The following is a 22013-nucleotide window of genomic DNA, read 5'->3' as shown; positions in this document are numbered from 1 at the left end:
TTTAAGTGAAACTTGGTGTTGTTATAAAAATTAATTCTTTGAGGTGCTTTTATGTTAACACAGAAAACCCAAAATAGTCAACTTACTGCTAATAAAAATATTGTTTTAGAGGCGGAATTAGATTCTAGTAATTTAATTCCTGAAGAATATGATCATCAACAGATTGAGTCTGGTATTAAGTTCAAAGATTACCAGATCGAATTGTTACATTGTTCTGGACAAACTTCTGTACTGGTAGGTATACAAATAGTATCTACTCAGTTTTTATTGTCCATTGGCTCTGTCGGACTATACCCTGTTTGTACTGCGTTATTTCCTGTTTTCGGATCTGTTGTCACAACCTTAACTAATTTTAATTTTAATGATGGTGTCAGTCTAGAAGATAAAACTAAACTACCAGGACAGATTTTAAGATCAACGGCACTGGCAGGTAACGCTACTAAATTAATATTAGATGCAAAAGCTATGGATGATATAGCTAGTAAAAGTTTTGAGGTTGTTGTTAAACAGGAAAGGCTGTATAGAAATTTACCTGAACCTCAAAAGTTGGATCTGATGTTACCAGGAATATTATTTTTATTGGTTGTTATTGCGGCGGTTGTTAAACGAAAAAATTAGAATTGTCCAGGGTAAAGAGGCTGGGGCAAACATGAATGTAAGAAGTTGAATCGGCCAGGCTCAAGCCCTTAACCAGTAAAGCTTTGAGCTTAAAAATAAGGCTGGGGCGGCCAGCCTTTTTGTAAGACATCCATTAGTCTTACTTAAAATTCTTAAAATCCATATACTGTAAGGCTTTCGAGGCATCCAATCAAATTAAAAGGTCATTAACTAACATGAATTACCCTACTGTTCCACAACTTCAAACACCGGATCAAAGCAGCTATAGCAAATCTAATTTAGAGTTATGGGCTTTTGGTGTTGGTGCGATCGCATTATCTCTTAGTTTATTTTCTTCTCTTGGTGATGGTATTAGAAAGAGAGATATTTGTTTTGTGCCAAAAGGTAATACTTGCAGTATTACTAAAATTTCCACGATTCCCGAACCTTATTTTTTAGCTAATCAGTATAAATCGGCGAATCCTAATTATAATAGTTTTGCGTTTTTAAGTTCTGACAATTTAACAACGATCCGGCATATTCCGGCTGATAATCCGATCAAAAATGAGTTAGGGTTAGGGGCTGTTTTGGCAGGTGTGGGAACTATGTTTATGGCTGGTAAGCTTAGAGATAAGTTAAATTTACTTCGTCCACATTACCGAGCTACTGTTTTACTTGAACAACACAGAGCTAATGCACAATTGACCCTAGCTAAAGATTTGATAGACTATTCTGCTAGTGAGTTACTGAAGCATATTAAGCATATTAAAAGTGCTGAAGCTAAGATCGAGTTATTACGAAATATTAGTCCTGTTCAGGTTAACTTACTTTTGATGTCTATGTCGGAGCAAGATTATCATGAGTTTGGTTATTTGCTTGATGGTGGGAAAAGTTTTGATAAGTTTAACTCTGTTCCACAACAATTACCACTGAGTGCCGAAAACGACATGAAGATTCACACATCCTTAGATTTAGAGTGTGAGGGGTTAGAGTGGGTTAAAAACTTTTTAAGTACGACTTGTTTACTTTGGGGAAATCAGGGTAGCGGTAAAAGTTGGATCGCTCGTTTTTTGTTAAAGGAAAAGGCTGCTATGGGGTATCAATTAGTAGTTCTTGACCCGAATAGTAATAGTTATGAATGGCAGGGTGTAACTTTGTATAACACTTATGAAGCTATCGAAAAATTCATGAAGGAATACGTTACTGAGGTTATGACTCGTTACGAATCTTTTGGAAAATCTAATATCTCGGAGGAGGAATGGCGATCTAATTTGTGGCGTGAGGGTAAAGCTATTAGTATTTTGTGTGAGGAGGTTAGTACCTATGCTGATTTTATTCAGGATAAGGATTTATTAGCTAAGTTCTTTAAAGTGGCTCTCACGTTATCTCGTAAACAGGAAATGCCTTGTATTTTTGTTGCTCACAATAATACTCAAGCTTGCTTAGGTGGTATTTCTGGTATGGCGAAGTTAATAGATCGAAGCCAACAACTGCAACCTTTGGCATCAACAGATCCGAGAACAAAGCAGCCTGTTTCTAGTGGTAAAGGTTTGATCAAGATAGAGAACTCTAGTCAGTGGGTATCTGTTCAGTTACCGAAATTAACAGAGAAAATTAGGAATTTTGCGGTTGAGAGCGATCGCACACCTGAATCAACATCTAATAATAATGATGTTGTTGTGGAACAGTTAGAGAAATTGTATAACTCTAAACCAGCTTTGTCACCTGAAGCTAAACTACTTTATGATTATCTGGTAAGGACTGAGAAAACTACTGTTACGGCTGCTTACATTCAGCCTAATTTTAAAGTTGACGGTAAACGTTTCACGTCAGATCAATTAAAGTCTTGGTTAGCTGAACTTGGTAATTGTGGTTATGGCGAATGGAACGGGAATGTTTTAAAACTTAACCAAAATTAAATTAGAATTAAATTAAGCATTTCCTTATGGTGATCGTCCCTAGTTGTTTAACTAGGGGATTTTTTTTTATTTAGTTTTATATTCTCATCAGAATATAAAAAGATTCAAGGGCTGAAAACTTTACTATATAAGGGATGCCGTTTTTGTTTATCTTTAAAATTTAATTTCTGTTTGGGTGTGAACTGGAAGAATATATTTAATAGTATGGTGCAGAATAGGATTTTAAGTATTTATGCTTATGCAGAATATACTAATTAGATTAATTAGTATGGTGCAAAACAGGTCAGCTATTTTTTAATCTGTTAGTTGATTTTTGGCGCGGAGGTGTCCAGTGGAGGGAAGTAACGATACTGCCTTTCTGTCTTTCCTAATTAATCTAAGTATAAGTATAATTATTGATACTTCGGTGAACTTTTCCCATAATATAATATTAATTAGTTTTTTAATTTAGAAAAAATAAGGATTTTAACTATTTACTAAATTAGATAGGGGAATCCAGAGGTTTGAATCGTTCCTTCCCTCCGCGCTAAAAATCCTTTCAGGGTAGTTTTTAGCCACACTGATAATACAAATACTCTTAACCTACACTCAACCAGCCTTAAAGACGATTTTAGGGCTAAGTTTTAATTACTTAAATTTTTTAATACTCAGTATAAAACTAGATTAAAATTATTAATCTACGTGTATAATCAGTATCTTTAAAAAATAATTATGTTTAAAAAACCTTTATAAACTAAGTATTTCAGAGTCAATTACATAAATTACTTAGTAGTTTAAAGCACTAAAAGACATAAAGGTTCACCGCTATACTGAGAATAAAAAACTACTTAAAACTTAAAAGTTCACCGAGGGGTCGGTATAGTTTTTTACTTTTATAGATTTTTTGATTTTTGGAAAAATACAGTAAATTTTGATTTATAATGTGGAACAGATAACTATATTAAACAAAAACGCCCTTTGCTGTTTTCGAGCGAGGGCGTTTTATATTTTACCTTTATTTTTATAATTTTTTATTTATTGGTTTAGTTGCTGTCACCTCTTTATGTGTAATGCTTTCTGTATCAGAGGGAAATACTTGATCGGTAGTTCTAGTTCTTCTAGTTTGACTCCTTTCACATAAAATCTTGGCTGGGCATAACAGACTGGTTTACCATCTATGTTAGTACCTCTTCTGATGGATTTAACTAGATTTATGTTCAGATAATAATGCTCCTCCTGAATATGAATAAATCCGTAATCTTTGGTTAAACGTTTTAGTCCGTTGTCCAACTCATAACGGCTTACTATTGGTAAGTTGTCTTCTATTCCTTCGAGGCTGCAAACCCTGACATACTCACCATGATCATAGAATTTTAGAACTAGGTTTGAGATTCTGTTAAAGAATGATTGTGATCTTACGTCGGTATACATGATTACTCTCTTTTTTAACTGTAGTATTTCTGTATTATATCATAATTTTTGGGGTATGTGTTGTTCTATCTATTGATATATATAGTTTTTAGCAATTGACTATATTCAGAATATTAAGTATAGTAAGTTAGAATAAAAATAAAACTGGAGTAACTACTATGAAGAAGAAGCTGGTTAATACTTTAAAAAAATTTATTGAAACTACGAATGAACGACGGTTGGCTGAACATTTGAGAAAATTCGGATCTGATGCTGGGTTTGAACAGTTCACAGCGTACCGAGTAAGTAAAGATACTAAAATTTCATTGAATACTATTTATTATCTGTGCAATGAGGAAGCTAAGATCCCGTCTGAACGCACATTAAAAAAGATTTGTGAATTTTATTTGGTTCAGCCTGGAGAATTATTAATGTTAGTTGATGATTCAGATTAATTACTAAAAAATAATATTTTGTTTTATTTTGTTTTACTACCTAATGTTGTTTGATACATTAGGTTTTTTTGTTTTTAAGTATTGGTGCTTTTTTCTATATTAGGGTATATAGAAAGGGGTTATTTTTGAAAGGTAGATATATTAGAAAGATTAATATAAGCTATTTTTCAATAGGTCAGAAATCGAATATTTTTGATGTTATAGTTAAAGTACAAAGGTGAAACTGTTCGAGGTGTTTTTATGAAGTTAATTTATCGTTTGAGGTTGATTTATTATGACAATAGTTCGTTCTACGGCTTTGCAATCCTTTGATGATTTTTGTGGGAATTTAAGGGATCTTGCTTCGCTATTAGTGTCTGGGGATGATCCTGAAAATCATATTTTTCCTGGAAGAGAGAGTATTCCAGGGTGCGATGCAAAGAGGAATATTATAATTTTTGGGCGGAATGTTTCAGAAGAGTCTAGAAAATCCTACCTCAATCAATATTCTGAAGATGATCTTTACAGAAAGGCTAATGACGGTAATTTTTTGTTAGATGGCAGTGGTGGACGGGTATCCAAGTTAATAATCTACAATGGATTTAAACATGGGCTTTATGGTCTGTATGAAATAGCGAAATCTACATCAATTTATCTAATAGCTAATGGTATTGATTGTGGATCTAAGGCTGTTCATGGGGCTAAAACTATTCAGATGATTGCTGTCGAGGCGGATCATATTGGAAGTTTGGAGGAGCAAATTTCTTTTGTTAAGGCTGTTTGTCTAGCAAATAATATTCCCGATCCAACTTACTATTATATTACTGGTGGGAAGTCTGTCCATTTTGCTTGGGTTTTTGCGGAACCTGTTCCGGCGGAAATAGGCTGGTTTATTTGGATGCAGTTATTAAGGAAGTTAGGTTTTGATGGTTGCGAGGGTAACGAAAGTAGTTTAGCGGGAATGCTTACCAGATCCTTTAGAGTTGGTGGGAAGAAGGAGAAGCCCGCTAAGGATGGTAATTTTTATTATGGTAGTTTCAAATGTTTCAGTTTAGATAACATTTTCTCACCGGATGATTTTAATTCGTTGTTTGAGAATCCGTTAGGTAAGTGGAACATTGATTTTAGTAAGGATGCTGTTGATTGTGACGGATTCCCGATTTTAAATGGCACAACGCCGATTAAACTATCACCTGAAGAATCGTATAGACCGGAAGAAAGGCTTTTGGATGAGTGGCGTGATAAGTTCCATCCGTATGATCAAAATGAAATTGCAGAAGCTAAGAAATTGTTAGATAGTTTTTCTGCTGAAAAGGTGGTTCATGTTAAGGCTTCTGGTAATAATTCCGTAGGATCTATTGGAACAAGAAAGGAAATTGAAGAGTTAAGGCACGGTGCAACTGTAACTAGTTGGAATTTATTGGATTTTATTAGTAAGTCTGCTAGAGGTTTGATTGAGTCTGGTTCAATCCCGACTCAAAGAAGACAGGCTTATAAACAGCTTTGTTATATTTTGCCAAAAACTTACAATTATTTGTTGGGTTTGGGGCTGGTTACTTTGAATACTCCTGAAGATTGTTTGTCGCTTTGGGCTGATAATAGCAAGTTGGAAAACAATCACGAAAGCCGGAAATCTGCTTTTGGGATGTTAGATAAAAAGCAATTAAATTGCTTTGATCTTGATAGTAAGGATGCGAGGGAAATCATTGCGATCCAGGAATTGAATAAGAAAATAGCTCTGTATTGTAAGAGGGCGAAAATAGCTAATCCTTTGGAAGCAAAACCAGATGTCAAACCAGAATCTAAACCAGAATCTAATAGTAATAGTTCTGTTGTTGTACCTGGATGGAGTAAACAAGTAAAGGGAGAAGTTAATAATATTTCTACTTCTAAATTACTAAAGATTACGGTTGCTAATCAGGATGTGAGTACGGAAAGATTGAAGGAGTTGAGTTATATTCCAATTCACATTATTTCGGGTTTTAGTGGTTTTAGTCATGGTTTGTTTACGACTTTTGAGGTTTTGGCAAAGGTTAAAAAGGCGAAAATATCAGGGAATGGTTATTTTGCAGATTGTGATCTGTTACGGAATGAATTGTTACCGTACTTTAAGGATAAGAGGGAAATTTTTATTCACCTTGGAAGTGATCCGCTAACTAATAAAGCTTTGCTTGGTTTAGGGTTTTCTGCTCAGAAGGAATGTGCTGTTAAGGTTGTTGAGGATGATGTTGATTATGAGTTTTCGAGTTATCTAATTTTAATTAATGATATGAATTTGTCTAATCCTGATGTTGAGTTTAATTCTCATGGGTTTATTGAGCCTGGGTTTTTTCTTAATCTTATAAAATCAAGGGGTTTTAATGGTTTGTTTTTGTTTCAGTCTCTTATGGGGACGGGTAAGACTGAGCAAATTAAGGATGTTATAGATTTTCTGGATGGTGAGGGAAAACATACTTTTTCAATTGTTGCGAGGAAGTCGTTACAGTCTGATCAAGCTGATAGGTTCGACATCCCTACTAGGGATGAGATTAATGCTCAAAAATATAGTGTTGGTTATCGTCATGGTCGGTCTAAGAAGGGAATGGTTTGTTGCTTTGATCGGCTGGACGCAATCATTGATTATTGTGAGGAGTACAATGTTCCTGAAAAAGATAGGGTGATTGTTTTGGATGAGTGCAGTTCTGGTTATTCTCATTTGTTTAATAGTAGTACAACGGTGGCGGTCAACCGAAATGAGAAGATTGATATTTTTCACTATCTTTTAGAAACTTCTCTTGTAATTGGGATGTCGGCGAATGTTACTCGTCATTGTGAAGAGGCTTTGATTAATGCCAAGCCTGGTAATGTTCTGAAGGTGAAAAATATCTATAAACCTTCTGTGGGTAAGGAGGTTGTTGTTTGGCAGAATAAGCTTGAAATGATTAATAATGTGGCTTTTCTTGCTTCTTTAAATATTGCGCCGATCTGGTTGGCAACTCAAGGGGCGGAGGTTACGAGTACGCATAATGCTAAAAATTTGGCTGATGATTTGATTGCTAAGGGTGTTTTGAGCGATCGCATAATGCTTGTTACGAAGTTTACTATTAATGATGAGACTCACCCTGCTTTTAAATGCAATGAATCAGGGTATAAGGAGGAGTTTTATCGTAAGGCGAAGGAAAATAATTGGGTGGTGATCCAAGAACCTATTTTTCAAACTGGTGTTGATTTTTCTAATCATCCTTTTAGGTTCTATTTTTTGATTTGTACTAAGGTTGGTTTACCTGATGAAGCGACTCAAACATTTAAGAGGCTGCGAGATAGTTATAGGGGTTCTGGAAAGATGGAACGCCATATTACGTTTACGTCTAATCCTGGTTTGGGTGGATCGAGAATTTCTGGCTATTGTGCTGATGATGTTGAGAAGAATCTAAGGGCGATGATTGAATATTCTGATTCTGCTTATGAATCTTATGGTGGTAGTCTGGTTAGGTCGGTTAATAGGGAATACAGCAATTTAGGGTTTTACTACTGTGATCAAGCTTTTAGAAATAGATGTGCAAGCAATTTTGATAATATTGTTTTCACTTTGTTGAAGGCTGATGGTTATTGTTTAATAGATAGTAAGTTTCATTTGGAGGAACACGCAATCAAAAATAAAGAGTTGGGATTTTTTGATTATTATTATGAACCGGATCAATTGTCGCAGGATTTGAGGGCTGATAGGCTGCTTTTGAAAGAAATCAAGCAAGCTAATTTAGATGCTGGGGATGAACAAGCTGCGGCGACTAAGAAGCCGGAAGAGTCAAGATATAAGGAGTTGAGGGCGTTAGAGCGTGCTAATCATAAGTTATCGCAATCTCAAAAGTATGAGATTGAGAGATATGAGTTTGATCGTGCTACGGGTGGGGTAATTCCTTGTACTGCTAAATCGTTTAGACAATATAAGGATGGTTATTTTCGAGGACTTGAGATGATTTTATTTGCTCTTCACCCTGATTTTTTGAGGTTGTCTGAGTCTATGAATTATGAGAGGTTTATTAGTAAGGATGGGAAGGAAACTGGATATGATAGGGTGTTTAAGTCTAAGCTTTCTATGATTCATTTTTTAAAGTCTGTTGGCTTTTTGAGGGTAATTAATGAGGTTGTGCTTAGATCATATAATCCTGACTATCCTAATTTTTCAATTCTGGTTCATGATCCTGTTAAACTTTTGGATGACTCGGATGATTTATTTTGTGAAATTGATTTGGACTGTGATGTTCTGACTGAGATTTTCCCTAAGTTAAGCACTCAAGAGTCGAAAAATATTTTAGGGTTTAAGCATGGATCTTATAAAGTGGCTACGCTGAAGCAAGTCTTTAAAAAGTTCTCTATTGAGATTGAAGCTAGTGGGAGAATTAATAAGAAGAGAAGTTATTTCGTTAAACTACTTAATGGAGATTTACGGGCATACAATCAGCATTTTAAGGCTAAATACTTATCTAATGCTTTATGTCTGAATGAGATTGTTTTGGAGTTGTGTATTGATTCTGCTGAACCTGTAACTCAAGATTTTAAGCATATTCGGGCTGGGCTTGGAAAGATAAACCAGAATGTTAAGAATGAGTTGAATCTGTTTGATCTGATTGATATTGGTTCTGCTGAATTAATTCCGGATCAATATCTCAAAACTTTTAAGGATGTTTCTGGACGGCAGCTTGAGATAATTGTTGTTTAACTAATTTTTTCTCTTAGTTTGATTACATACAGCCTTTACCAACTGGTAAGGGTTTTTTTTATCTGTAGTGACAAATTTTTAAGGTATAAATGTTTATCTAAGTAGTGACAAATTAAGCAACTACTTAAAAAGTGACAAATTTTTAAAGTATAAATGTTTACTAAGTGTTTGTTGATTTTAATAATAAAAGTTTCTGAAAGTTTTACTATACAAGGTTTTTGGGGTTTTGTGCTGTAAAACTCTTATAGAATAAGGTTTTTAGGGAAATGTTTTTTTAAAATCGGTTTTAAGGTGGGTTAATTTTTGCTAAGGATAAAATACAGCTAAGGCTATTTTTAGGAGTGCTAATGGTTAATTTTAAGGGATATAGAGGGATTTTTGGCGCGAGGTCTTTTAAAGGGGTTGTTCAAAGTAGTTGTTCAAAGTTGTTGTTCTGACTGTTTCTATAATTTTTTTTTAGTGACAAATTTCTATATAAATAATATATATAGGAATTTGTCACTACGGATATACTAATTTATACTAAGTAAATAAATAAATAGGAAGGGGACGGAAAGGCAGAATAGTTACTTCCCTCCCTCGGATACCTCCTAGCTAACCCTCCGCGCCGAAAATCTAGTTTTTTAATCCTGACCTCAAGTTGTTTATATGGACGATGTATAAAAACGCCGGACATCAGAGCAGAAGGGCGGCGTGTTTATACGGGTTTGGCTCTCAGTGCTTAGGTTTTTTATGTTTATTTTTTCTCAGTAGTTGCTATTTGCGCTCAGATTTATTTATATTTGCAATATCCTGATTATATATGCTATAATGTGTTTAAGGAGGTCAAATTATGTTGTATGTAAAAGATGATGAATCTGAAGAAATGGATTCAGCTATTCAGGTGTTGGTTAATTTCTGCCGATCTTTGGCTATGGCAAACTTGAAAGGTGAAAAATATTTAACTGCGGAAACATGGCTGCGTCTGGCTAGGGAATTGGAAAATTTAGTTTAGGTATTAAATATGAGAACTTATGAAATCAAAAGAAGAGAGTCCGGGCGGTTTTTTCTATTAAGTATCTTTGGAACTGGAAGAAATTTTCAACAACAAGAATGGGATTTAGCCCATGATACCAATGAATCAAAAGTGATGCTGCAAGAGATGTTTAAGAGTATCCGTCCTGAAGAGTTACCACTAGAGGATAGAGATCCCTTGATAGATTCAGTAAGTGAACAAATACCAATTCCTAAATCAATAACATCTAATGGTAATCCGAAAACTGCAAGAACATTACCCAGTGATCCGGTTCACCATTCCATAACTTTCCGACTACCTCGATGCAATTAACAAGTGGGATTAACTAACCAGCTATTAAGGGGCTGGTTTTTTTATGCTTGCTTTTGTGCCATTTGTGCCAAGTGTGCCATATAATTGAATCATACAGAATATAAATAAGCTTAAATGTATGGCTAAGAAAATATCTAAGGCTGAAGCATGGCAACTGTTTAAAAAAGGTCTTGCTGTTGGTGATGTTGAGAAGCTTACAGCTACTCCGCGACGGACGCTGTATAATTGGTTTGCTTCTTATGAAAAGGAGTATGGTTTAGATTCTAAAAAGGAAGAAGAAGAAGAAGTTAAAAGGGTTAAACAAGATATTAAACAAGTTCAGATTCTAACAGAAAATCAGGTTAAGACAGAACTTGAGGGAATTGATTTTGATTCTGGGTGGGTTGATTTTGCTACTAGGAAAGCTTTAGAGGGATGTTTGGTCAATGGTGCGATCGCTCAAAGATTATCTGACCTTATGCACTTGGAAATTAGCAAGTCAGAACCAAATTATAAAAATATTAGTTGTATTAGTACGGCTCTCAATACACATTATCGGTTGCAACATTTATTTGGAATGTTTCATTTATTGGACGTGAACAAGGCTGTTCAGTTATTACAAAATGCTGGTTATACCGTCGTGGCTTCTGTTGAGTAATCTCAAATTTCGCTCCTCAAAAAAAAACTTAAATACGGCTCAAAACCTTATGCAGTATGGGTTTTTCGTTCACCACTGATAAAATTTATGTATAAATTAGTGGGTGCGACGATTCCCGTAACTGGCTTTTTATAAGGATCTTTTACTACGTACGTAGAAATTTTATGTATAATTTAGTGGATATCGTGATCCCGGTAACTGGCTTTGTATAAGGGTTTTTTATTCAGTACGTAGAAAATTTATGTATAAAAAAATCCTGATCTACTTTTGCAGTGGATCAGGGTTTGGGTGTTGTCTTTTGCGTAGCGTAGCGTAGCGAAGCGTAGCACACACTGATCCTCTTCGTGCCGAGCGGAGCGAGGCACTTATTCACCAAAACGATTTTAAATTTCTGGTAGTTCTATTTCGTTGTTTGTTGCGAGGTAGTTATCTGATAGAGTTCTAGGACTATTACCAACGACTGATGATATGGTTTTTAAATCGTGACCGGATCTAGCAATATGAGTTGCAAAAGTGTGTCGCTCATCGTACCAAGGTAGGTAGTTTTTAACTAATCCTAAGCTAACGAGTTTAGATACATATTTCCGCCAGATGTTTGAAAAATTCCCACTGGTAATATACCCTCCTTCATAACTAGGGAATACTAAATTATTCTCGTTAGGTATTTTAGGAAGTGATCTAATAAATTCGGTTAGTTGTTTATTACATGGGAACAGCCTCGCGTTAATTCCATTCTTTGTTCCCTCTAATAGCTGCCCTGATGTATAACGTTTGCTGAAAATTATTTGGCATTTATTACCATCATCTTTAATATCGTTCCAAGTGAGTGCGATCGCTTCAGATGGCCTACACCCTGTTAGAAATCTGAACTCTACTAAACCAGCATAGAAACTACTCGGATAGGCACTGTGAGAACTATCAAAGCGTGAATCTTTGAATGCTTGGATGATTATTTTAATTTCTGCTTTGGTGAAGGCGCGGATCTGTTTTTTCTTTTTGGTGTCTAACAGTTCATAGATCGGTATATAGGGATTAGTGGAGATTTTACCAAGTTTGACAGCTAAGTTAACTGAGGCTTTTAGTAGTCTAAAGCCACTGGCTAAACTTCCATCTGTGTATTTAGACCTTAACCAGGTTAGGAGTTTATCGGCGTTGGTTAGAGTCAGGCAATCGTCAGGACAGTCTGACAGCCATTTGTCAATATTCTTCCAGATTGACTTAGTGCTGTTTGGGGTGTCTGATTTAAGTTCTTTGTAGCTTTGCCATATTTCTAGTAGGTTAGGTTCGGATGTTTTAAGCGATCGCACTTCTGTTAATTTAGCGTCTGTAGGTTTTGCTAAACCGTATTTAATGAGTGATGCGTCAAAGCAGCCTCTAAAGTAGTCATATTCAATATCGCTACAAATCTTTATTGTGGATTTAAGACCCTCTTTAGACAGTGGGAAGGTGTATTTTTCAAAGCTGATATTTTTGGATCTGGCTCTGATTCTTATTCTGTATTTACCTGATTTATCTTGTTTGACCCCGATGTTGATTAGTTCTAGAGAGGCATTAGCTCTTCTAACTTGATCTAGTAGGTCATCAATATTACTTTGCCCTTGCATTATCCTATTAACCTCTTTTTGTGAGGTTTTTGGATCTAGGTTTGCCCTTCAGGATTACCCCAATTTTGCCCCAATTTTTCCGCGCGATCTAATAACAGAGTAATGTTATCTTGATTGAACTGGAAATACGCGGGTGTAGTTTAGTGGTAAAACTATAGCCTTCCAAGCTATTAATGCGGGTTCGATTCCCGCCACCCGCTTTTTAATGGAAACTTTTAATATCAGTAATTTATTGATTACTTTCATTGACTTTACACCAGTCAGTTAAGCTACAGTGTACACACAAGTTCTATATGTCTTCGTTTTATGATTATAGGACTTACGCAAGATGTAACTGCAACCCTGATTATTTTGTAGGGGTAATTCATGAATTACCCCTACTTTCGTTCTATTTTGCGTAAGTCCTGGATTATTTAGCCCAGGTGATAAGATCCCCGACTTCTTTTATTTATTGTATCCATAAATTTTAAATTTATCCCCAGAAGTCGGGGATCTGGGTGTCAACAATTGCTATAGCTGAATACTTACGCTAAATCTTCAATTTATCTCCCCGAATTGCATAATCTAATAATTCCATTGGGTGCATGACAGAAATAGTTTTTCCCTGTAAATATTTACTAATCTGCAAACTACAACCAGGGTTAGGAGAAGCAATTAAATCAGCACCAGTATTTAATAAATTCTGGGCTTTTTGTTTACCTAATTCTTCCGCAATTTCCGGTTGCAACATATTATAAACCCCCGCACTCCCACAACACAAAGCTGCATCTATAGGCTCTTTTAAAGTCACACCGGGAATTTGTTTTAACAGTTGACGAGGTTGGACACTAATTTTTTGTCCATGTAATAAATGACAAGCATCTTGATAAACTAAATTGATATTTTTGTTAGTCAAAGGTGAAAGTTTAGCAGTTAAACCCACATTGGCTAAAAACTCCTGTGAATCTTTAACTTTCGCAGCAAATATTTTTGCTTTTTCCGCATATTCTGGATCGTCTTCTAAAATATGACCATATTCTTTCAAAGTATGACCACAACCAGCAGCATTGATAATCACAAAATCCACATTAGTATCAGCAAAACTATCAATCATTTGTCTTGCTAATGTTTTCGCTTGTTCAGTTTGTCCTTGGTGTTCAGGAAGTGCAGCACAACAACCTTGAGATTTAGGAATTACCACTTCACAACCATTCGCTGTTAAAACCCTCACCGTCGCTTCATTCACACCAGAGAAAAACAGCCTTTGCACACATCCTAAAATTACACCAACCCGATATCTTTTTTCACCTTTGGCTGGGATAATATCAGGTAAATTATCCTGAAAAGATTTGAGAGTAATTTCTGGCAAAATAGATTCCATAGCTGCTAACTGGGGAGATATAGCTTTAATTAACCCAGTTGCTTGTAATAATTTAGAAATTCCTAATTTTTGATAAACTAATAATGGGAAAAGTAAAATTCTTAAAAGGTCAGGATTAGGAAACAGAGAAAAAATCAATTGTCGGATTAACTTATCAGGTAAACTGCGGTTATAATTTCTTTCAACTTGATGTCTAGTAGCCGAGATTAACTTATCATACTGCACACCAGAAGGACAAGTAGAAACACAAGCAAGACAACCCAAACAAGAATCAAAATGTTCAACAGTAGCCGTATTTAAAGCAATTTCACCCTCATTAATAGCATCCATTAAATAGATACGTCCTCTAGGTGAATCCATCTCCTTTCCTAATACCCGATAACTAGGACAAGTAGACAAACAAAAACCACAATGAACACAACTATCAATTAACTTAGCATCAGGTGGATGATTACCATCAAAACCCTTTAAATTCTTAATACTAGCAGTATTATTATTCACCGAATTTTCTGAAACTTGCATTTATATTTCTCCCCTCTTTAACTCTGTGTCCTCTGCGTCCTCTGCGGTTCGTTATTCTTAAACCTTAAATCCCACCAACAAACCGACCAGGACTTAAAATATTTTGAGTATCAAACTGTTTCTTAATTCCCCGCATCACGGCTAAACTATTACCAATATCCCCCCAAACATCAATATTTTTCTTTAACTCAACAGATGCAGATAAAATAGTTAAAAAACCAGAATTTGCTGTACATAAATTTCGCAAAGGCAAAATCTGCTCTTGATTTTTCAACCGTACCAGACCCAAACCGCTACTAAGATGAATTAGACCAATTTCTATGTTATTTAAAATCTCCACAGCCTGAGTTGGTAATACTCCTATTTTGCAGGTAATTGTAGATTCTGTTACAGGATCATGTATTTGTTCTGGTAATCGTTGCCATAAATCAGCTTCTTGATTTGCTGCATAAATTCTTCCATGTAAGCCCAATTTTTCACCAATTGCTAAAAGTCGTTTTGATTGTTCTTCTACACTTTCACTAACACTTTGAAAACGAGCAATTAATCCTATTCCTGTACCTAAATCTAAATTAGTAACTAACTTACTCGATAATAAATCTACTTGAGTTGGGGTTAATTCCGAACCTTGTAAAATTCTTGCTGCTTGGGATATAAGTTCTACTTTCCCAGTTAATATAACTGTTCCTGAAGTGTCGGGAATAGGATAAACTCGAAAAGTGACTTGGGTGATAATTCCTAATGTACCGTAAGCACCAGTAAATAATTTCATTAAGTCGTAACCGGCGACATTTTTTACGACTCTTCCCCCAGCTTTAGCAATTTGTCCATCTGCGCGGATAAAAGTTATACCTAAAAGTTGATCACGGACACCTCCATAACGTTGACGCAGAGAACCTGTATCAGCAGTAGCAACGATACCCCCAATGGTAGCTGATTCGGGTTCTGCGGGGTCTAGGGCTAATGTTTGTCCAGATTTTGCTAAAATCCCCTGAAGATGGGCAAATTGCATCCCTGCTTCGACAGTGACAGTTAAATCACCCACAGCGTGTTCTATAAGTTGGTTAATGTGTTCTGTACTAACGACAATATCAATATTTTTAGCTAAACCACCCCAATTGATTTTACTACCTCTACCGCAAGGCAGAACGCGCCATTGATGTTTGTTGGCGATCGCTATCACAGCAGCTAATTCTGCTTGACTGTGGGGATAAACGACACAACTGGGATGACTTTGAGAATCTATTCCTTGTTGTATTTTTTGTTGCTGGTTGGGTGTGAGATTTTCCCAGGATAAAACGGCGTTTTCGTTGCTGAGAATAGAAGTTAAGGTAGATGCTATTAGATTCATCGGTCTATTTTTTATATCCTTTCCCCAAACTACAATACACCTACCTGTCCATCACTGCGGAGATAAAGGGATCTATCCCCCTGATAATTAGGACGGTTAGGACGAATTTCTAAAACCAAAGTCCCAAAATTCGGTTTCAATACCTCAGCTTTGAGATGTCTACCGCCATCATCCCAGAACATGAGAGAAAAGTCGCCCCATTTTCCTCCTTCCAAGTCAAATTGGAATTTTTGTCCCGGTTTTAAAGTCGTTTTTCTCAATTCTGGTAACTGTTCTAATTTCACCTCACCATAACTGTGATTTACAACTTGAACACGAATATATTGACCTGGAGTAAAATGAAGTGGAGCAGGAAGACATTTAGAAGCACAAGTTTCTGCTAATGCAACATGAGGATTAATTGGTATTAGTAGTAAAGTGGTAGTTAGCAATGTAGCATAAATTACAAATTTCATGTTCGTATTTTTACACCCTGTTTTTGCTTCAAATATGCTGTAAAAAATCAATATCAGGCAATAAAGGATCATTAACAATCCCCACACCAGCAAAACCCCAACGTTTTAGTAAACCACCTATTTGTGTACTAGCAAGAGATTCGACAGTTAAACGGCTTGCTAAATCAGCAGCATGGGTATTAAGATAACTCAAAGCCTCGAAATCTTCTTTAAATAATAACAAATATCCTGATGTATTATCATCAACACGGGCTGTGAGATATTTACCATCTGTTCTGGAACGAATTATATAATAAATCATTGGTAATTGGTAATTGGTAATTGACAACTAACAACTGACTAATTCAAATCTTCTAACTTAATGCAGGGATCTGCTGCTTTTAAAATTAAGTCGGCAATTAAATTACCAACAATTAATAATACTCCACTCATTACTAAACTTGCCATGACTAAATATTGGTCTTTAGCTAATAGGACTTACGCAAGATGTAACTTAAACCCTGATTATTTTGTAGGGGTAATTCATGTAGCTTGCTTCCCGAAGGGTATTACCCCTACTTTCGTTCTATTTTGCGTAAGTCCTGGCTAAAACAGCTTGTAGGTTCACGAAGTGTGGTGAAGCCATAACCTGACAAATGCGTCGGGTTGCGCTGTCGCTTAACCCGACCTACAAAAAATGGACAAGGTATTGTTTGTTTTATAGCCACGAGAATATCTAAAGGAATTGCGATCGCCCATCTGATAATTAAAGAACCTATACTAAAACATTGTCTTAAAAAAAGGAAGGAATTTTGACTGTACCAATATCATATATGCCCTTGACATCAGGTGGAATTGCAAAGGGAATCATGGCTGGAGGGTCAGTAAATAAGCGTATTTCATAGCGTCCTGGTTTTAAGCCCGAAGTAGCAAACTTACCTGAGCGATTGGTGAATATAGTAACTGGTTGCCAATTACGATCGCCCACAGCAACAATTTGTCCTGATCCTAAAGAAATAGGTTCACCATTAGCATTTAATAACTGTCCTCGCAAGAAAACGGTAGCGTCTGTTCCCACTTGTACTAATGTACCACTGTTATAACTTGGCAAAACTTTGATGACGCGATCGCCTACATCTATTCCTATAGGTAAATTAACTGTATCAATTATGAGATTAGAAATATTATAAGGACTTAAATTTGGCACTACACCAAATCCTAAATTATCAATGCGGGCGGTATAACCACCGGAAATAGGATTAATACCAATTTCTTGACCTTTAATACTGTTTTTGGGAATTACTAAAGCAAAACTATTATTAAGAGGACGTGACCACCCCAAATAACCATCAGCAAATACTAAAGCAGTACCAACATTGAATTTAGTTGTATTGGCCATGGTGTTATTTCCTTTTCTAGGAAAAACCGTATTATGAGATAAATCCCAAACAAAACGATAACCTGTATAAGATAATCGCCCGTTCAAATTATAACTTTTATCATTTTGGGTTAAACTTAGGGAAGGTTTTGGCGTGCCGATAGTTCGCAAGGGGTTATAATTCCAGTTAAGACGATTGGTAGGTTCTCCCCTATTATTAATATTAGATGATGCTTGGATTGATTGACGTATTCGGGGTAAAGTCCAAGAAAAACTAATGTCAGCACGTTGTTCTCCAAAACCAGTCCGATCAAGATTTTGACTGAGATTGAGATTCACATTTAACCCGTTGCGGAAACTCCTAGAAAGACCAAGAGAAAATCTATAAGTATTAGGAATATCTCGCCCAAATTGATATCTGGTACTCAAATTTCCTCTCATATTCCAGAATAATTTTTGACTATAATTAGCAGTAATATCATATAAAAAATTATTACGTGGGTTTGCTTCTCCCACTCTCACAAAATTTCGTCCTTTAGATTCCACAGTTAATCGAAAGGAACGTTGAGATGGATTATTTGCCCCAACTTGTAAGTATTCATAACGTAACTTACCAGCATAATCAATTCCTAATTTTTGATCATGACTGAGAGCAATATCCCAGCCAAAATTACCATAATTAGTAGCCCAAACTCCTTCTAAACCGCCAAGTTTTTGATAGAAATCTGCTTGTACATAACTGCCTAAAGTCAACTGATTAGTTATACCTAAACGATGGGATAAAGTCAAAATCGGTTGAGTAAAATCATAAGTGCGATCGCCCCTACTTTCAAGAGATGGAACACCCACACTATAGGCAAATTGCTTTACTCCAGGTGCTAATAAATCCCCCGCTACAGGTTTATAAAAATTCAATCTTTGCACCTGACCCACATCATCTTTAATCACTAACTCTACATCATTAGTACCCCCATTCAAAGGTAAATCGCGGATATCTTGTCGTCCTGCTCGTAACTGTAAAGTTTGTTGTAATCTACCATTAACTAATACATCAACTAATGAATCTTTTTCTAAGAAAAACTCAAATTGGCTAATAGGTCGAGTGACTAAATAAGGTTGTAAACTAAAATTTTTAGCGACAGAAATTCCCAGTTGAGGCTGACTATTTTGATAACCTGTAATGGGAAGAGCCAGATCCCCTACTACATAACGCAAAGCTTGTGCTGGTGCATCCCTAACTACTCGCAAATCTCCCCTAGTAAAAGCAGGTTCTCTTCCTTCTGTAAAATTGCCCCGTCCCTCAAACACCCAGTTTTGATAATTCAATGTACCATCTACAGCCAAACGTAAAGGTTGCAGTCCTATATTTCTTTGTCCTGAATCAGACCAAATATAATCTTTATCAGCGCGAAAATTAACATAGCCGCTAAAAGTGCTGGGAAGCACCGCTTTTTCAATATCAGGAGGTAATCTACCAGTATTTAACTGAGCTACATTAGTACGGCGTTGAGCAGGTGTAACTTGAATTTGTAATTCCAATTTAGAGCGATCAAAAGTTGCTGGTAAGCCATTTTCTAGCAAAACTTCTAAGCTTAAATTACCTTGATTATCAACCGCACTTGTCAGTTTTGCTTGGGTATCTGGACGAATAACTTTTTCTGTTTCTGCTAACAAAGGTGCTGCTTGAATCCGAACTGCGGGAATATTTCCCAAGGTCAGCAATACCTGTCCTCTTTGTTGTCCATCAATAAAAAATGGTACAACGACTCTCTGGTTCTCGTTACGGGGTTTCTTAAAAATTTCCTCAAATTTAGGGTCTTGGTTTTCCTTTTTGGGAGGTATATTTGGTGATGGAGAAGGTGAATCTTGTCCTAAACTGGGTGTAGAATTAAATAAACTAGAACTGAAGGAAAAAAAGATAAATAATCTTAATTTAATCGGATTTAATCTTAGCTTCATTCAAGACAGAAATCTCTTTTTGAAGATGATTGACACTTACCCAAAATTGTTCTAAGAGGATGTCTGAGAAGTATCTTGTCGAGATCCCCCCAACCCCCCTTAAAAAGGGGGGCTAAATTCTTCAAAGTCCCCCTTTTTAAGGGGGATTTAGGGGGATCTTTTCAAACATCCTCATGAGGAGAGCTTGACAAAGGGGTTGATATTCTTGATTATTCAACATCTTTAAATGTAAATGTGCCTGTGACTTTGCCTATAGGTAATTGTTGAGGCCAAGGAATAGAAAACAGTCGCTGATTACCTGCCAAAATCAGCCCATTATTCACACCTTCTAACTGTTCTGATTTGAGAGTAAATTGAGTTCCTTTGTCGCTAGTTAAGTTTAAATTTAATTCTGATAATACTGCCCGGCGAGTACCCTGATTATCAAAAGTAATTACTAACAAATCCTTTCCATCTTTTGATTTTTCATGAGTAATGCCATTCAGGATAACTTTAGATTGTGTATTTTTAGGGCGAATATACACCGATCCTATGTAACGAAACGTAATTTTGATTCCGGCTGCTATTGCCTGTGATTGTGATTGTTGGGTATCTTTTAAATTAATTGGTAACTGTTCAGCTATAATACGATAATTTAGTTCTTTTTCAGGGTTAGGATTACCTAACCATGTCACTCGCACCGATTGTACACCTTGAGGTGGTAGGATTATTTGGGATGGATAAACTAAAAAATCATCATCAGCTTTTTCAGTGGTTTCCTCACCTTCTAAGCTGATTTTTCGTTTTACTATTGACAGTTCAACAGCGATTTGTTCTGAGGTATCATTAATAATTTTATAAGACTGGGTAGCAGCTGTCCCTGCTGGTTCAAATACTTTAGAAATTGGCTCTAATTTAAAGGCTAGTGCTGGTGAAATGCTACTTAATACTACAAAAAAAATAAAGCTAAAAAAATGTCGAATTGAGAGTTTCATGATTTAATTGTTATCAAATACAGTTAGATTAAATGTTTTTACCCCTCCCTAACCCTCCCCTTAGTAAGGTGAGGGAACTGGATTTTTATTGTTTCCCCAATTCAGGACTTACGCAAAAGGGAACGAAAGTAGGGGTAATACCCTTCGGGAAGCAAGCTACATGAATTACCCCTACGCAAGAATAAGGTTTTCAGTCACATCTTACGTAAGTCCTAAAATTAAAGGTTTAATTACTAGTGGAAATTGTTAAGGTTAAGGTATCACTGTATGTTCCTGCAAGGGAATTAACTATGTTTGGAATCTCAATGTATAAGTCTGCATCACCATCCATAAACCTTGAGAAGTTGGTTACAGTACTAAAACCATTGGTTGGAGCCGCACCTCCACTACCAGTTATTTCAAGTTTGTATGGAATATCATCTCCATTACTATTTCTCAAGTTGCCGCCATTAATCGAGGATGCAGTTAGGGTTACACCAGGTGTGTTAGTTGTAACATTAAAGTCAGCAATTTTTACACTCCCTCGTTGACTTTGGGATATGCTGTCGTATAAGTTAGTAGCTTCAGTTGTTGGGGTTAATGTAATGCTAGCTGTTGCAGGCACTGTGGCAGTAAGATTAATATTACTAGTTGTCTGAGCAAACGCAGCAGATCCAAAACCAAGGGGACTAAGAATTAAGCTAGAAGCAATGAAAAAACGACGTAAAGACATTGTAACTCTCTCCTGAAAGTCTTTAGAAAAGGTAGAAATCAATTAAATTCCGTTTTGTTAAGCGTGATTCAAAGATATCAACAAAACCCACAGTTACAAGTAGCAACTTGTGTTTTTTAGATCACGGCGTAAATAAAACAACCATTCTCAATAATTACTAAAAAGCCTACGCCATATTATTTTTGACTTTTGACTTTTGACTTTTGACTTCCGCCTTGCGGTACTAGTCTTGTTATATTTTCAGTGGTTTTTCCTGTTGACAATCACATTATTTAATAAAAGATATCAATTATTAATAGCAATAATACTGATTTTTTTTTTTTTTTTTGACATTACTAGTGTGCTAGGCTGCATCAGTACAAAAGACTTATCCAAAAAAGAAAGTACAAAATATTTGACGAATTACCCCTCGTGAATACTATTGCTTTATTTGTAAAAATAATTACTTTGTCCTATTTTTAAGGCTAATGATCATTAAGACAGGACTTACGCAACTGGCACATTGGCAAAGTCTGTCAGACTACATAGGGTTTGCTGAAAAAGTCTTTTCGTGAGGGCTAGGAGTCACCGAGTCACCGAGGAAGAATTAGGAGGAGATAAGAATAGTCTCGAATCTGAGAAAGTGATAGGTTTTTAATGGTTTCAATGCTTATTCCTTGCACCTAATTCACTTTTTTAAGCCTGAAACTCTTAATAAGTAGTCGTGCAAAATAAATT

The 22013-nt window shown here is 35.9% G+C and carries 15 protein-coding genes, 1 tRNA gene and 1 pseudogene; 8 read left to right on the top strand and 9 right to left on the bottom strand.

Features of this window, described 5'->3' with window-relative positions:
- The first annotated feature begins 51 nt into the window (after positions 1-51).
- The 7 genes from CUN59_RS00405 to CUN59_RS00375 all read left to right on the top strand — a co-directional run bounded on the left by CUN59_RS00405 (position 52) and on the right by CUN59_RS00375 (position 11002).
- Positions 52-618, top strand: coding sequence for a hypothetical protein (locus CUN59_RS00405; protein ID WP_104385978.1), 567 nt, complete (start codon positions 52-54; stop codon positions 616-618).
- Between the two features lie 215 nt (positions 619-833).
- A complete protein-coding gene (locus tag CUN59_RS00400; protein ID WP_104385977.1) occupies positions 834-2516 on the top strand; it encodes a hypothetical protein in 1683 nt (560 codons plus the stop codon).
- A gap of 1568 nt (positions 2517-4084) precedes the next feature.
- Entirely contained in the window at positions 4085-4360 is a 276-nt protein-coding gene (locus CUN59_RS00390; protein WP_104385975.1) for a helix-turn-helix domain-containing protein, read from the top strand.
- A gap of 274 nt (positions 4361-4634) precedes the next feature.
- A complete protein-coding gene (locus CUN59_RS00385) occupies positions 4635-9038 on the top strand; it encodes a hypothetical protein (RefSeq protein WP_104385974.1) in 4404 nt (1467 codons plus the stop codon).
- A gap of 832 nt (positions 9039-9870) precedes the next feature.
- On the top strand, positions 9871-10032 hold the full coding sequence (locus CUN59_RS21220) for a hypothetical protein (RefSeq protein WP_165790130.1): 162 nt from the start codon (positions 9871-9873) through the stop codon (positions 10030-10032).
- Between the two features lie 9 nt (positions 10033-10041).
- Positions 10042-10365: a hypothetical protein gene (locus CUN59_RS00380; protein ID WP_104385973.1), complete on the top strand. Its 324-nt coding sequence runs from the start codon at positions 10042-10044 to the stop codon at positions 10363-10365.
- Positions 10366-10483: 118 nt separating this feature from the next.
- A complete protein-coding gene (locus CUN59_RS00375) occupies positions 10484-11002 on the top strand; it encodes a hypothetical protein (protein ID WP_104385972.1) in 519 nt (172 codons plus the stop codon).
- A 383-nt stretch (positions 11003-11385) separates the two neighbouring features.
- Here the strand turns inward: CUN59_RS00375 and CUN59_RS00370 are convergent, their stop codons facing one another.
- Entirely contained in the window at positions 11386-12606 is a 1221-nt protein-coding gene (locus tag CUN59_RS00370) for a tyrosine-type recombinase/integrase (RefSeq protein WP_104385971.1), read from the bottom strand.
- 129 nt (positions 12607-12735) lie between these two features.
- On the opposite strand from CUN59_RS00370, the gene CUN59_RS00365 reads away from it, so the two are divergent.
- Positions 12736-12806: transfer RNA gene (locus CUN59_RS00365), tRNA-Gly, on the top strand.
- Positions 12807-13135: 329 nt separating this feature from the next.
- Here the strand turns inward: CUN59_RS00365 and CUN59_RS00360 are convergent.
- The 8 genes and pseudogenes from CUN59_RS00360 to CUN59_RS00325 all read right to left on the bottom strand — a co-directional run bounded on the left by CUN59_RS00360 (position 13136) and on the right by CUN59_RS00325 (position 21296).
- Positions 13136-14488: a (Fe-S)-binding protein gene (locus CUN59_RS00360; RefSeq protein WP_104385970.1), complete on the bottom strand. Its 1353-nt coding sequence runs from the start codon at positions 14486-14488 to the stop codon at positions 13136-13138.
- A 64-nt stretch (positions 14489-14552) separates the two neighbouring features.
- Positions 14553-15839 carry an FAD-binding oxidoreductase gene (locus tag CUN59_RS00355; protein ID WP_104385969.1) on the bottom strand — a complete coding sequence of 429 codons (1287 nt, stop codon included), beginning with the start codon at positions 15837-15839 and terminating at the stop codon, positions 14553-14555.
- A 29-nt stretch (positions 15840-15868) separates the two neighbouring features.
- Positions 15869-16294, bottom strand: a complete 426-nt coding sequence (locus CUN59_RS00350) for a hypothetical protein (protein ID WP_104385968.1) — start codon at positions 16292-16294, stop codon at positions 15869-15871.
- Between the two features lie 28 nt (positions 16295-16322).
- Positions 16323-16595, bottom strand: coding sequence for a hypothetical protein (locus tag CUN59_RS00345; protein WP_104385967.1), 273 nt, complete (start codon positions 16593-16595; stop codon positions 16323-16325).
- Positions 16596-16633: 38 nt separating this feature from the next.
- Positions 16634-16768, bottom strand: a pseudogene (locus CUN59_RS00340) (ABC transporter permease); the annotation flags it as partial.
- A gap of 298 nt (positions 16769-17066) precedes the next feature.
- A complete protein-coding gene (locus tag CUN59_RS00335; protein ID WP_104385966.1) occupies positions 17067-19610 on the bottom strand; it encodes a fimbria/pilus outer membrane usher protein in 2544 nt (847 codons plus the stop codon).
- Positions 19611-19819: 209 nt separating this feature from the next.
- A complete protein-coding gene (locus CUN59_RS00330; protein WP_104385965.1) occupies positions 19820-20584 on the bottom strand; it encodes a fimbrial biogenesis chaperone in 765 nt (254 codons plus the stop codon).
- A gap of 226 nt (positions 20585-20810) precedes the next feature.
- Positions 20811-21296: a hypothetical protein gene (locus CUN59_RS00325; protein WP_104385964.1), complete on the bottom strand. Its 486-nt coding sequence runs from the start codon at positions 21294-21296 to the stop codon at positions 20811-20813.
- Between the last annotated feature and the right edge of the window lie 717 nt (positions 21297-22013).

It is taken from the genome of Cuspidothrix issatschenkoi CHARLIE-1 (assembly GCF_002934005.1).
Taxonomy (GTDB): Bacteria; Cyanobacteriota; Cyanobacteriia; order Cyanobacteriales; family Nostocaceae; genus Cuspidothrix; species Cuspidothrix issatschenkoi.
The sequence above is the reverse complement of the archived record's forward strand: the minus strand, read 5'-3'. Positions and strand labels throughout refer to the sequence as shown.